Raw genomic sequence first — 14200 nt, 5'->3', positions numbered from 1 at the left:
CGGTGGTTCCCGAGGTCTCCGGTCGGGTTACTCCAAGTGGTCACAATCATGGCATGTTCGGCCTATCGTGAGCGACGACACAACACTGCGGCGTGAGCGACGGGCCCGAAGGCGGTAGCGCAGCGTAACCACGCAGGGCACCGCGAGCGCCGCAAATCAGACAAGAGCGCAGGGGGTATGGACATAGTCGAGCTACGGACACCCACAGCGATAGTGCGGCACGGGCGCGGGCGACTGATCGTCCTGCGACCGGGCACCGATGGCGAGCGCGTACTGGATGTGCCGGTCACGGACCTGCTGAAGGTCCGACTGAACCGGCGCGCCGATGACGCCGTCGTAATCGAGATCTACCTTCGTTACCCCACTCCGGTGCTCACAGGCGTGCCGGCGGACCGCACCCCTCTACCGGTATTGATAGCAGAACACGATGTCCCCGCAGCGACCGAGATCGTCGATCGGATCAACGATCAGATCTCGAGCTCGCAGCGCATCGACGTGGCCGCCCCCGATCTGAACCCGCCCGCCCCTGCGTGGGGCAAGGCCGGACCGACACGCGCGGACGTGGATCGTGCCGTGCGCAGGATGGCACCCAAGCGCGAAGCGAAGTCGGCGATAGCCGCACTGCATCGCTATGTCACAGTGGACGAATACGTGCTGGAGACCGCGATCGCGGTGGCGCACCCGCCTGCGGGCAGCGGACCGGGACTGCTTGCGGCGACCACCGGACGGGTGCTGTTCGTTTCCATCGGCACCGGTCCGCGCTACGCATACGAGTTACCCATCCCCGCCGTGCTGTGGGCCCGCACCACCGAGGGCTCAGCGCCGGCGCCGGGTGAGATCGGCTCGATCCGCGGCGAGACCGGCATCGACGTGCACGACGGCAATATGACGTTGCATTTCACCGGCACCGACCGGGCCGACACCGAGCGGGTCACCTGCGCGGTGAACTTCGCCGTCCGGCGTGACTCCGCGGACGGCGCGGCAGGTCCGGCCGATCCCGGTGTCTCGCAGCTGTATTCCGAGTGGGAGCTACTGGTCGAGCGGCATTCGCTCGGCATGGTCGACGACACGCAGTTCCAGCGCTACGGGCGCGGGATCCTGCGGTCACTCCCCGACGGGAACTGACTGCAAACCGATCCGCCGCCACGGGCTGGTCGGGCGGGTCCACAGACGCAGCAGTTCCATGCGCCGGTCGACGCCGCCGTTCTTGAGTTCGGCCAGGTCCTCGCAGGCCTGCCAGTAGGTCCAGCCGGTGAGGTAGGCATCGCCGAACTGGCGCCAGTTCTTATATTTGCGCTGCGCCAGCGGCAAGGCGCGCGCCAGGTAGCCCCATGCGACGTCGGAGTCGAGATAGCCTGCGGTGAAAGCCATTCGAGCCACCGCAACAACCCGGGCCAGGTCCCAGGCGTGGATATCACTCGGCAGCGGCCGGGCAAGGTGATCGGTGAAACCGATCTTGATCGCCTGCGACCAGATGTCGTAATCGCGCACGAGCGCCTCGGGATTGTCCATGCCACGGAACGAGCCGACCTGACGCAGAAAGGCGCGGTGCCGATCGGCCCGCTCGCCGAACCGATCCCGCTCGCTCGCGTTGATCGAGGCCATCACCAGCGGATGCACCATGGCGTACAGCGGCGCGTGCATGCCGTCGAGCAGCTGTTCCATCGACGCCTGCGCCTCGGTGCCGTCGGTGATGCCCCAGGCACCGGTCAGCGTGTCGATAGCGAGTTCGCGGCGATCACCGAGCGGATGTTCGCGTTCGGGGCCGAGCAGCAGCGCGTCGTGGAAGGCGTCCCATCGGGCCGAATAGAAGGCGCCGAGCGCCAACGATCGCAGTTCGTTCTCGGAGACCGCGGCGCCGGACCAATGGTCCTCTTCCCGCTTGTCCAGCTCTTCGTAGGGGAACGTGGTCAGAGTGGGCACACCGCGGGCAGGCATGCCCCCGATTGTTCCCCATCGATCTTGAAACAACCTGAGTAATCGCCAAGGGAATCGACCGGTGTCGGGCCGGCGGAATTCGATCCGCCGGTGGCGACCCGAGCAACCACCACAGTGCGCGTCCGACAAGCGCCGTTCGCCGTCCCAGCAATTTAAACCTGATTTTTTCCTGTTTTTTCCCTGTCCTGGGATTCTTGCCCTGCCGCAGACGGTACAGAGGGCTAATGTGCATCCATGAGTGGAAACATCACCCTCCTGCGTGGCCTGGATCCTGCCCCTACCGAGCAGGAAATCTATGCTGCCGCACTGCAGTACGTGCGCACGGTCGGTGGCGTTTCCGGCCTGAGCACCACTACGAAAGCCGCCGTCGACAAGGCCGTCGCGGCCATTGCCGCAGCAACGACCCAGCTGCTTGCCGATCTACCCGACGGCAGAGTCGAGCCGCCCCGCGAAGAGTAACGGCCACAGCGTCGACCATCCGATCACGGCAGCGCGTCGACACCATAAGTAGCGACGCAGGTCAGCGCGAGTTCCAACGGCAGACTGCGCGCTTCGATCGGATGACCGAGCAGTTCCTCGATTCGCTGGATCCGGTAGCGAATCGTGTTCTTGTGCACCCCAAGCAGTTTCGCCGCGGCCTCCGGGCTGCGATGGCTTTTCAGGTAAGCGTGCAGCGTCTCGCGCAGCCGTGCGGCATTGGCGTCACGACCGGAAAGCACGCGTAACTCCCTGCCGATGAGCGCGCGCATGGCCGCGTCGTCGCCGCCTACGAGGTGGGCGATCTCCACCTCGCGATAGCTCGTGACCCGATCGGCATCCACCGGCCCGCGCTCGGCGACCTGTCTGGCCGCGACCGCTTCACGATGACTCTGCCGAAAACCCGCGACCTGCACGGCGGGCACCCCGAAGGCGACCCGCACCGGCGGCTCCACCAGTCCCGCGGTCATGCGCGCCAACCGACCCGGCGCGGCCAGTTCCGCGGCGTGCTGCTCATCGTCGAGGCCGACCCACGCCCACATCCCGCTGGCACCCGACGGCATGCTGAGGACTCGGCCGCTGCCGAGGGCCACCGCGAGCCGCGCGGCGACCCGGTCCAGCAGACCACTCGTCTCACCGTCACCGCCCGCGGGCTCGTCGGTCCATAGCACGAAGGCAAGGTGCTGCTGGCCGAGCCGGTAGCCCAGGCGCAGCGAGGCCTGCTCGACATCCGGTTCGTCACCGGCCAGCAGGGCGTGCACGGTTTCGGTGCGCCGGTTGAGGGCGGCGCGCAGCACCCGCTCCCGCTCCTCCATGTAGGTGTCGGTGAGCATCTCCACCGAGGTGCTCACCCATCTGGTCGACCGCTCGAACAGGCGCAGCAGTACCGCGCGCTCGATCTCTGGTGGCGGTGTCCGCCTGTCGATGGCCTCGGTCATGTACTCGAGCACCGCCTCCTGCCCCACGTGATAGGTCCGCAGCAGCAGCCGCAGGTCATAGCCGCGCCGGGCCAGCGTGCGCGCGAATGCGTGCGCCTCCTCGGGCAAGGTGAATTCGAAAGTGTCGCTGGTGAGTCCGCTCAGTACCACCCTGGCGTGTGCGCGGGTGCTCGCCGCGAGGTCGCGGCGGATATCGCGATCGGATAGCTCCGGGATGCGCGCGACGATCGCGCCGTCGAGTCGGTCGACGACCTGTTCCAGCGCCTCGCTGCGCATCGTTTCGTATACGTATTCGACGAGCCAGTCGCGTACTACTTCGCTGCTGGGCCCGACCGCGTCGGCCCTGGCTCGCGCGCTGTACGTCATGATTTCCTCCGATTTGTGCCTCGAGAACAAATTCTGCCGCATTCGTTGACAAATCGGTCCAAGAAAGTCCCGCACACTTGTGCCACGATCATAGGTCAGTGAACTGATTCACAGTATTCGTTCGCCAGCGGTGCACAGCACAACGTCAGTGGGAGAACAGCAGTGACCAACACCGAATCCGCGACCGGCGCGGCCAAGAAGGCCCCGGCACGCAAGACGCCCGCGAAGAAGGTCGAGCCTGCGGTCGAGCCGGCCGTCATCGAGGTGCGCAATCCCGGTACCGGCGAGGTCGTCGGCACCGTACCCGACCAGAACAAGGACGCGGTCGCAGCCAAGGTGCGCGAACTTCGGCTCTATCAGCCGGAATGGGAGGCCATCGGCCCCGACGGCCGCAAACAATGGCTGCTGAAGCTGCAGGACTGGCTGCTCGACAACACCGAACACCTCGCCGATGTGTTGCAGTCGGAGACGAGCAAGCCGCGCGTGGACGCCCTCATCGATCCCGCGTTCTCGGTAGATCTGACCGGCTATTACGCGCGCCGCGCCGCGAAGTTCCTCGCCGACGAACACCCCTCGCCGCACAGCCCGCTGGGCCGGGTCAAGAAGCTCACCACGGTGTACAAGCCCTACCCGGTCGTCGGCGTCATAACGCCGTGGAACTTCCCGCTGGCCATGCCGGTGATCGACGTGATTCCGGCGCTGGCGGCCGGTGCCGCCGTGCTCCTCAAGCCGTCCGAGGTGACCCCGCTTTCCGCACTCGAACTGGCCCGCGGCTGGGCCGAGATCGGTGCGCCGCCGGTGTTCGCCGTGGTCACCGGGACTGGCGCGACCGGCGCCGCGGTGGTCGATAACGCCGACTACATCCAGTTCACCGGCTCGACCGCCACCGGCCGCAAGATCGCCGCGGCCTGTGTCGAGCGGCTGATCCCCTACAGCCTGGAACTGGGCGGCAAGGATCCGGCCATCGTGCTTGCCGACGCCGACCTGGATCGGGCCGCGCACGGCATCGCCTTCGGCGGCATGTTCAATGCCGGCCAGGTGTGCATCTCGGTGGAGCGGGTGTATGTGGAAGCGCCGGTCTACGACACCTTCGTCGCCAAGCTGACCGCCGCGGTGCAGGACCTGCGCCAGGGCCTCGACGGCCGCGAGCCCCAGCATGATGTCGGCGCGCTCGCCAACGAGAACCAGGTGCGGATCGTGCAGCGCCATGTCGACGAGGCCGTCGCGGCCGGCGCCAAGGTGCTGACCGGCGGCAAGCGCACCGGCGTCGGAACCTTCTTCGAGCCGACCGTGCTCGTCGATGTCGACCACACCATGTCGTGCATCAACGAGGAGACCTTCGGTCCGACGCTGCCGGTGATGAAGGTCGCCGACGAGGCCGAGGCGGTTCGGCTCGCCAACGACTCGGTCTACGGCTTGTCCGCCTCGGTATGGACCGGCGACAAGGATCGCGGCGAACGCGTTGCACGCCGGCTGAATGCGGGTGCGGTCAATATCAACGATGTCTTCTCCAACCTGTTCAACTTCGCCCTGCCGATGGGCGGCTGGGGGCAGTCCGGTGTCGGGGCACGCTGGGGCGGTGCGAACGGCGTCCGCAAGTACTGCCGCCAGCAGGCGATCACCAAGCCGATCCTGCCGACCCCGCAGAAGGAGTTGCTCTGGTTCCCGTACCAGATGCCCAAGCTGCTGTTCGCGGTCGGCGCGATGCGCGCCGCGGGCGCCCGCGGCCTGCGCCGCATCGACATTCCGGCCCTGCTGAAGCTCAAGGGAGACACCAAGTGACCGCGGCGCGCGCGACGGGTCCGGAGGCGGCAGCACCGCGTAACCACGGCCGCCGATCCAACACAGATGCGGCAAAGATCCGGGGGAAGGTCGTCGTCATCACCGGTGGTGCACGGGGCATCGGGCTGGCCACCGCGACCGCGCTGCAGACGCTCGGCGCGAAGATCGCGATCGGCGATATCGACGAGACCACCGTCAAGGAGTCCGGGGCCGCACGCGACTTCGAGTTCTACGGCAAGCTCGACGTCACCGACTCCACCTCGTTCGAGAGCTTCCTCGATGCGGTGGAACGCACTGTCGGCCCCATCGACGTGCTGATCAACAATGCGGGCATCATGCCAACCGGCAAGTTGGTCGACGAGCCGGATCAGATCACCCGGCGCATCCTCGATATCAATGTCTACGGCGTAATTCTGGGCTCCAAGCTCGGCCTTGCGCGGATGCTGCCGCGCAAGCGCGGGCACGTCATCAATATCGCGTCGCTGGCGGGCGAGACCCACATCCCGGGTCTGGCCACCTACAACGCGAGCAAGCACGCGGTGCTCGGGTTCACCGACACACTGCGCGAGGAGTATCGGGGGTCGGGCGTCGAGTTCTCCTCGGTGTTGCCGACGCTGACCAATACCGAACTCGGTTCCGGGGTGAGCGGCCCGAAGTTGCTGCGTTCGGCGGAGCCCGAGGAGATCGCCGATGCCATCGTCGGGTTGATCGCCGCACCGAAGTCGAAGGTCAGGGTGACGGCGATGGCCGGGTTCATCTCGCAGTTGGTGAACCTGCTTCCGGAATCCGTTGCCGATGGCCTGGCACGGGCGCTCGGTTCCGGCGACGCGTTCCTCGGCGCCGTGGATGCCGACAAGCGCAAGGCTTACGAGAACCGAGCGCGCAGCGTCTGACCCTGTGCACGCATCGAGGCGCTGCGGTCGTGGATGCACGACTGCCGCGCCTTTCGGCTGTCCGGGGCGGCGTCACGCCACGGCCGGACGTGGGCAGTCCGATCCACACGGCAAACTCATTTGTGACGAATATCACATATGAATCCGATAGCGGCCCCCACGGGCCTCGACGTCGATTCCCTGGCGTTGGCGGGGCAATCCCCCAGCGGTCCGTATCGAGCCACACGGGGACACTTCGACCCCCATAGCCGCTGGTCAACCGTCCATAACCGCCTGCGGAAGCCATACCCACGGCGGATGCGAGAAGTTCGCGGGCTCGATGGTGCAAATGACCACGACAGGCAATATGCTGTGTTTAACAAACCCGTCGACTGTTTCTGCGCCACTATCCGAACTTTCCGGCCTAATTAGGCTGGAAATTCAGGACCGATTCTGATAGCAAGGGGCTATGGACCCGCATTTGCGCGACCTGCGGTATTTCGTCGCTGTCGCTGAGGAACTGCATTTCACCAACGCCGCACAGCGGCTGCACATCGCTCAACCCACCCTGTCGCGTCAGATTCGTCAGCTGGAACGCCAGCTCGACGTGGTCCTGTTCGACCGCAACCAGCGCAGTGTCGCGCTGACCGTCGCGGGCAAGGAACTGCTCGAAGGTGCCCGCAAGATCCTGGAACTCTGGGAGGTCACCAACGTCTCGCTCCAGGAAGCGGGCGAGGTGCTGCGTGTCGGCATCCAATCCGCGCTCGGCCGCGGTCTGATCAACGATCTGGAAAGCGCGAGCGGTCATCGACTCGCCCTGCACGCGGCGTCCTGGACCGACCCGTCCAGCGGCCTCGCCGGACGGCAGGCCGACCTTTCGCTGGTATGGCTGCCGCTGCCCGACCCGAACCGCTACCGCTGGCAGGTGCTGCGCACCGAGCCGCGCTGGGTACTACTGCCGGAGAACCATCCGCTCGCCGATCAGGAGAGCATCGAGTTCGCCGATCTGCTCGACGAGCCGTTCATTGCATTGCCCACCGAGGCCGGTGCGGTGCGCGACTTCTGGCTCGGCAACGACGCCCGCAACGGACGTCAGCCGAAGATCGGCGCGGAAGCCGCGACTGCCGAGGACAAGCTGGAGGCCGTGAGTCTCGGCCTCGGCGTCTGCCTGCTCGCCGAGAACAATGTCCCGATGTACCGGTGGCCCGGTCTGACCGCGCGCCCAGTGACCGGGCTCGCGCCATGCGAACTGGCCGTGGCATGGCGGGCCGACGACAGTCGCCCCACCATCCTCGAGTTCGCAGGCCGCGCCGCCGACGGCGGCTTCTCCGCGCAGGCACCACAGGCGTCGGTCGCCTGACGGATCACGGGACGCGCCGCGGTCACGACCGTCCGGCGCGCCACCGTCACGACGTCAGGCGCGCCAGTGTCACGGCGCGGTGCGCTCCCAGGGGTGCAGCGCTTCCAGTTGTGCGGACAACCGCAGCAGGGTCGATTCACTGCCGGGCGGTCCCGCAAGCTGCGCGGCTACCGGCGTGCCCGAGCGGGGATGCATCCCCATCGGCACCGACGCGGCAGGCCAGCCGACCATGTTCCACAGTGGGGTGAATGGTGAGAATCGGGAGCTGGCGACAACATTGGCCAGCCAGCCCCTGGTGTGCCAGGCTCGGGCTTTCGGTGGCGCCCCGGCGAGCGTCGGCGTGATCACGACGTCGTAGCGCTCGAAGAATTCCAGGAGTCGTGCCTCTACCCGGTCGACCTGACCGGGGCGGACCAAACCAAGTCGCTGCACCAGCCTGCCGAGCGCGAGGTGGCGGCGGGTGCGCGGTTGCAGCCGGTCCGGATGGGCCAGCGTCGCGGCGTCCCGTGTGCCGACGGCGAGCCAGCGCAACAGGACCGAACTGATCGTTTCGCCATAGGGCAGCGTCGCCGGTTCCACCTGGTGTCCCGCCGCGGCGGCAGCCGATCCTGCGGCGCGGGCTGCCGCGGTCCAGTGCCGATCGACCCGGAAGAAGCGGGACGGTGGCGCGACGGCTAGCCCGATGCGTAGTCGGCCGGGTGGCTCGACCTCGGCTAGGTCCGGCCTGGCCGCCAGCACCGATAGCGCGAGCGCCGCATCTCCGACGGTTGTTGCGAGCACACCGTTTTCGACCATGCCCCCCCACGAGTCGACGCCGACCTCCGCGGGCACGGTGTGACGGCCCGGCTTTATCCCGAACACCCCGCAGCACGCCGCGGGGATACGCAGCGAACCGAGTCCGTCGTTGCCGTGCGCCACCGGAACCAGCCCGGCCGCGACCGCCGCCGCCGATCCGCCGGACGAGCCGCCGGCGCTGCGTGCGGCGTTCCACGGGTTGCGGGTGGTGCGGCCCTCGCCGTCGGTCATCGCCCACAGACCCAGCTCGGGAACCGCGGTTAATCCGACGATCACCGCACCCGCGGCGCGCAGTCTGCGCACCACGGGATGGTCGGCGGCCGCCGGATGCGTATCGGTGGCGGCCGAACCGCACAGGTTCGTCTCGCCCTCGACCTCGAGGTTGTGTTTGATCGCGATCGGCACGCCCGCAAGTGGGAGCACATCCAGATCGGAGCGCTGTTCCAGCGCGAGCGCCTCGGCCTTCGCCTTGGCCGAGCGAACGACGGTGAACGCGTTCAGCTTCCGGGTGTCGGCAGCGAGGCGCTCCAGCACCGCATCGAGCACCTCGGTCGGGCTGGTCGAACCGTCCCGCACGCCGGCGGCGATCGCCACGGCGGGTCCGCGCGGCGCGCCGGGATCAATCGGAGAATTCGGACCTGCTGCCTGGTTCACGCCCGCGGGGATCCGCTGGGCGGCTACTGTCTGCGGAGCTGCTTGCGCTACGGCCGTACCGTCCGCCACCGCTGTGGCCTCATTGTGCATGTGCTGGTTCTCCCCCGTCGCATCGTTGTCGAAATCGGGTGATCCGCTGTTGAGGCGCAAGTTATCATTTCGGATACTGCTCGGGGGACGATGTCGTCGGGTGTGGCGGAATTTATCCGCCACACGTACAGACCGACCAGTGCGGATTCTTCGGTCTCCGCGGAACCAGTAGGTCCGAGAATGAGTACGAATTCCGAGAGAAGTTCCGAATCCACTTCGGGTTCCACGACCGGAGTGAGTCACGGTAGTGCCGTGGAAGCGTTCGCCACAGCGTGGAAATCGGCTGCCACGCAATCGCCACAGCGACCGCCCGAGATCGCCGATTACCTACCCGATGCGCACACACTGCGGCAGGAGGCGCTGATCGAATTGATCCGCGTCGACCTGCGTCACCGGTGGGTGCGGCAGGCCGGGTCCGCAGCACCGCGCAAACGCTTGGCCGATTACTGTGCGGAATTTCCCGAACTCGAACCCGACGACATCCCAGCCGGCTTGGTGTACGAGGAGTTCGTCATCCGCAGGCACAGCGGCGAGCGCGTGGATCCGCGGGAATGCCTGCGTGAATTCCCGGCGCAGGCGGCCGAGCTGCGGGCATTACTCAATGCCGACGAGATAGATCAGAGCACGCGGCGGGCGGTGGTGGAAGACCCGACCGTGACCGCGCTTGCCGCGACCAAAACCGCGCAGGTGAACCAAACCACCCAGTCTCCTCGTAATACGGAGGTGACCCGCGCAACTTCCGACCTGACCGGGACGGCGGCCGCGACCCCGACCACGGTCGGGACCGGCCCCGGGCACTACGACGCGCTCGACCGGATCGAAGTCGGTCAGCGGATCGATGATTTCGATCTGCTGACCGGTCTGGGCACCGGCGCGTTCGCACGGGTCTTCCTGGCTCGGCAGCGCTCATTGCAGCGGCTGGTCGCGGTGAAGATCTCCGCCGACCACGGCACCGAGCCGCAGACGCTTGCCCAGCTCGACCACGACTACATCGTGCGCGTCTTCGATCAGCGCCTGCTCGGCTCCGAGGACATGCGCGACAGCGGCGGGCGGCGGCTGCGTTTGCTCTACATGCAGTTCTTGCCGGGCGGCACGCTGCTCAGCGTGCTGCGCTGGATCCGCGCCACACCGCCCGCCGAACGCACCGGACGGCTGCTGCTGGACGCGGTCGACGCGGCCATGGAGGAGAAGGGCGAGATCCGCCCGACCGATTCCAGTGTGCGCGCGGAAATCGCCGCGCTCAGTTGGCCGGAAACCGTGGCGTGGCTGGGACGCAGACTGGCGGAAGCACTCGAATACGCCTCCTCACACGGCGTCCTGCACCGCGATGTGAAGCCCGCCAATGTGCTGCTCACCGCGGAGGCGGTACCGAAGCTGGCCGACTTCAACATCAGCTTCAGCCGCAACGTGGCCGACACCAGCCCGGTCGCCTACTTCGGTGGATCGCTGGCCTACATGTCACCCGAGCAGCTGGAAGCCTGCCACCCCGGCAGCGAACGCACGGCAGCCGATCTGGACACCCGCTCCGACATCTATTCGCTGGGCGTGGTGCTGTGGGAATTGCTGACCGGCGCAAAACCGTTCGATGACACCACCGCGGGCGCGAATGAATACGGCGACGACACCACACTCGAGGCGATGCTGGAGCGGCGCACGTCGGGTGTGGATACCGCCGCACTGGCCCGGCTGCCCGCCAACTGCCCCGCAGCACTGCGCCGGGTGCTGCTGACCTGTCTGGAACCCGACCGCTCCCGGCGCTGGTCGAGTGGTGCGGTGCTGGCCAAGCAGTTCGACCTGTGCATGGACGCACGCGCGCGGGACCTGGTCGACCCACCGAGCGGCAGCTGGCGGCTGAAGCTGCGCTCGTGGCGATTGCTGATCGTCGCGCTGGCCATCGGGATACCGAATGTGCTCGCCTCGATCTACAACATCCTGCACAACCAACACTTGATCGTCAGCAGAATGAGTGCGGACGCCGAGGAAACCTTCCTGGTCATCACCGGTGTGGTGAATGTGGTGCTGTTCCCACTCGGCGCGACGTTGATTCTTTATTTGTCACGCCTGGTGCTGACGGTTCCATACGGGCTGCGCAGAGGCAGGAGATACGACGCGGACACACTTCGACGAGCTAGAGCCGACTCACTGCTGTTCGCCGATCGAGCTGTGGTCATCGTGTTCTCGCTGTGGGTGTTCGCGGGCATCACCTTCCCGATCGCATTGAAATTGTCCACCGGCGAGATCGCGATGAGCGCGGTAGTGCATTTCCTCACCTCGATCGTGGTGTGCGGCGCGATCGCCGTGGCCTATCCGTTCTTCCTGGTGGCCTTCTACATGGTCCGCTGCATATATCCGGTGTTCCTGCGGCACGGCGAAATCAGCACCGACGACGCGGTGTGGCTGCGCGGCCTCGACCGCCGCGCCAATGGCTATCTCGCGGTCGCCGCGTCGGTGCCGCTGCTCGCGGTGGCGGGCGTGACGTTCCTGCCGCCGGCCGATATTCCGGCGGTGATCCTCGCGGTCCGAGTGCTGTGTGCGGGCGGCATCGTCGCGTTCATCGGCTCCTACCTGCTTTTCCGCGCCTTGGAGGACGACTTGCGCGCGCTGGAGCGGGTGGTCGCGCCGAGTGATGCGATCGGACGGGAGCCCGCCGCTCCCGCCGGGGCGGAGACCAAGGCGTGATCGAACCCGGCCTCGATCATGTCGCCAGGTTCGACGCCGATTGGCAACGCTGCCTGCGCGATGGCAGGCCCGACCCACCGTTGCTCACAGATTATGTGCCCGATGGCGCACAGGTGCGGCTAGCCGTGCTCACCGACCTGGTGCGCATCGATCTACGGCAGCGTTGGATCCGGCCCGGTCGCGGCAAGCGAATCAAGGAGTACTGCAAGGAATTTCCCGAGATCGAGCACAGTCCGATATTGGCCGATCTGGTGTACGAGGAGTTCCTGATTCGGCGCAGGCACGCCCCCGTCGAGGCGGCGGATTTCCTCGCCGAATATCCGGATCTGGCCACCGAGGTGCGCGAGCGTCTCGCCGCGGTCGGCGCCGACGCCGACGCCGACGGCGAGGATGCCGAAAACCACAGTGCCCCTGCCGAACTCGATAGCGCACAGGCCGCCGCGCTCGTCGCCGATCTGGCGCCGGGACAGCGCGTGGACGACTTCGATCTGCGCACCGATCTCGGGACAGGCGCACTCGGCCGCGTCTTCCTCGCCACGCAGCGTTCCATGCAGCGCCTTGTCGCCGTGCGTTTTTCCGCGGGTGCCAGCGTCGCGCCGCGCACTATGGCGCAGCTGGACCATCCGCACATCGTCCGGGTCTTCGATCAGCGCATGCCCGTCGACTCGGCGGCACTGCGACTGGTGTACATGCAGTATCTGCCCGGCGGCACCGCGTTCGACCTGCTCGCCGAGCGGCGGCGCGGCCCGGAGTCAGCGGGCGGCGCGCTGCTGTTGCGGGCGGTGGACGCGGCCATGGAGGCGAAAGGCGAGATCCGGCAGACGGATTCGAGTGTGCGCGCCGAGATCGCCGAGCTCAGCTGGCCGGAGACGGTCGCATGGATCGGTCGGCGACTGGCGGACGCGCTCGATTACGCCGACCGCAACGGGGTGGCACACCGCGCGATCAAACCGTCGAATGTGCTGTTCACGGCCGAGGGCATCCCGAAGCTCGCCGATTTCGCATTACCCGACACGACCAGGCCCATCGCACAAGACGATTCGCCTGCCTACCGCTCGCCCGAGGAGCTGGCAGCGGCCCTCGATCCGGCCGCGCCCGAACCGGATACGCGCAGCGACATCTTTTCCCTCGGGGTACTGCTGTGGGAAATGCTCACCGGCAGTCTCCCGTTCGACGACGACGGCGACACCGCGGCAACCCAGCCGCACCACGCGCTCGACCATCGCAAACGCGGCGTGCGAAGCGCTGCGCTGGAGCGCATTCCGGCGAATTGCCCGGCCGCATTGCGCCGGATTTTGCTTACCTGCCTGGAGCCGGAACCCGAACAGCGCTGGCCGAACGGCGCGACGCTGGCGCAGCAGCTGGATCTTTGCCTGGATGCACGCGCGCGCGACCTCGTCGACCCGCCCGAACGCAGCTGGCGACGGCGCCTGCGGCCGTGGCGGATCCTGCTGGTTTCGCTCGCGATCGCGGTACCGAATGCCCTCGCCTCGGTGTACAACGTCGAGCACAACGCCAAGACGATGCACTATCGCCAAACCGAGGTGGCCCAGCACCAATTCGAGATCTTCACCGCTGTGGTGAATGTGGTGTCCTTCTCCGTCGGCACCGCAGTGCTCGTTTACCTGTGCAGATACCTGATTTCGGTGCCGCACGGACTGCGCACCGGGGTCCGCTACAGCCCGGAGGTGCTGCACCGTACCCGCACGGATGCGGTGCTGCTCGGCGACCGCGCGGTCCTGGTCATCATCTCGATGTGGCTGCTGTCGGGGATCTCGTTCCCGGTCGCCCTGCACCAGACCGCCGACGGCGTCGCAGCGGCCGACTACGCCCATTTCGTGGCTTTACATGTGGTGAGCGGCGCCATCGCACTGACCTATCCGTTCTTTCTGGTGAACTTCTACGGGATCCGGTGCATTTACCCGATGTTCCTGAGTCACGGCGAGATCCATGAGCGGGACGCGGCGCGGTTGCACGGGCTGCGACGCCGAGCCGGGTTCTATCTGAGCCTCGCGGCGTCGATTCCACTGCTCGCCGTCGCGGGCGCGACCCTGCTCGCACCGTCGGAACTCGACAAGATCATCGTCAATGTGCGGGTGCTGTGCATCGGCAGCATCATCGCCTTTATCGCGGTGTATATCCTGTTCCGAGCACTGGAGAACGATCTACGCGCGCTGGAACGAGTGACCGCGCCACATCTGCACAAGAACGCGGACGCCGCGTCCGCGCCGTGAGCGATGGAGAATCAG

The 14200-nt window shown here is 66.8% G+C and carries 10 protein-coding genes; 7 read left to right on the top strand and 3 right to left on the bottom strand.

The annotated features are described in order from the left end of the window. Positions 1-177 precede the first annotated feature (177 nt). On the top strand, positions 178-1125 hold the full coding sequence (locus tag OHQ90_RS07255; protein WP_328408489.1) for a hypothetical protein: 948 nt from the start codon (positions 178-180) through the stop codon (positions 1123-1125). Here the strand turns inward: OHQ90_RS07255 and OHQ90_RS07250 are convergent. After that, on the bottom strand, positions 1105-1938 hold the full coding sequence (locus tag OHQ90_RS07250; RefSeq protein ID WP_328408487.1) for a DUF1266 domain-containing protein: 834 nt from the start codon (positions 1936-1938) through the stop codon (positions 1105-1107). The two genes, OHQ90_RS07255 and OHQ90_RS07250, sit on opposite strands and share 21 nt — an antisense overlap. Before the next feature lie 234 nt (positions 1939-2172). On the opposite strand from OHQ90_RS07250, the gene OHQ90_RS07245 reads away from it, so the two are divergent. After that, the gene (locus OHQ90_RS07245; protein ID WP_328408485.1) at positions 2173-2397 is read left to right on the top strand and encodes a DUF2277 family protein; all 225 of its coding nucleotides are present in this window, start codon (positions 2173-2175) and stop codon (positions 2395-2397) included. 23 nt (positions 2398-2420) lie between these two features. Here the strand turns inward: OHQ90_RS07245 and OHQ90_RS07240 are convergent, their stop codons facing one another. Continuing rightward, positions 2421-3719 (bottom strand): PucR family transcriptional regulator, encoded by a 1299-nt coding sequence (locus OHQ90_RS07240; protein WP_328408483.1) that lies wholly within the window; start codon positions 3717-3719, stop codon positions 2421-2423. A 162-nt stretch (positions 3720-3881) separates the two neighbouring features. On the opposite strand from OHQ90_RS07240, the gene OHQ90_RS07235 reads away from it, so the two are divergent. From OHQ90_RS07235 to OHQ90_RS07225, 3 genes are all read left to right on the top strand, one after another. Beyond that, the gene (locus OHQ90_RS07235; protein WP_328408481.1) at positions 3882-5501 is read left to right on the top strand and encodes an aldehyde dehydrogenase family protein; all 1620 of its coding nucleotides are present in this window, start codon (positions 3882-3884) and stop codon (positions 5499-5501) included. Positions 5502-5578: 77 nt separating this feature from the next. Continuing rightward, a complete protein-coding gene (locus OHQ90_RS07230) occupies positions 5579-6394 on the top strand; it encodes an SDR family oxidoreductase (protein ID WP_328412656.1) in 816 nt (271 codons plus the stop codon). A gap of 448 nt (positions 6395-6842) precedes the next feature. Beyond that, positions 6843-7733 (top strand): LysR family transcriptional regulator, encoded by an 891-nt coding sequence (locus tag OHQ90_RS07225; RefSeq protein ID WP_328408479.1) that lies wholly within the window; start codon positions 6843-6845, stop codon positions 7731-7733. A gap of 69 nt (positions 7734-7802) precedes the next feature. On the opposite strand, the gene OHQ90_RS07220 is transcribed toward OHQ90_RS07225, so the two are convergent. Next, positions 7803-9272, bottom strand: a complete 1470-nt coding sequence (locus OHQ90_RS07220) for an amidase (protein WP_328408477.1) — start codon at positions 9270-9272, stop codon at positions 7803-7805. 252 nt (positions 9273-9524) lie between these two features. Here OHQ90_RS07220 and OHQ90_RS07215 point away from each other — a divergent pair, with 252 nt between their 5' ends. Both OHQ90_RS07215 and OHQ90_RS07210 read left to right on the top strand, forming a co-directional pair. Beyond that, the gene (locus tag OHQ90_RS07215) at positions 9525-11951 is read left to right on the top strand and encodes a serine/threonine-protein kinase (protein WP_328408475.1); all 2427 of its coding nucleotides are present in this window, start codon (positions 9525-9527) and stop codon (positions 11949-11951) included. Then, positions 11948-14185, top strand: coding sequence for a serine/threonine-protein kinase (locus OHQ90_RS07210; protein ID WP_328408473.1), 2238 nt, complete (start codon positions 11948-11950; stop codon positions 14183-14185). Before OHQ90_RS07215 ends, OHQ90_RS07210 begins: the two co-directional genes overlap by 4 nt. Positions 14186-14200: the final 15 nt, after the last annotated feature.

Origin of the sequence: Nocardia sp. NBC_00403, from assembly GCF_036046055.1 — a bacterium.
GTDB lineage: Bacteria > Actinomycetota > Actinomycetes > Mycobacteriales > Mycobacteriaceae > Nocardia.
This window is presented reverse-complemented; position numbering and strand designations above follow the sequence as displayed.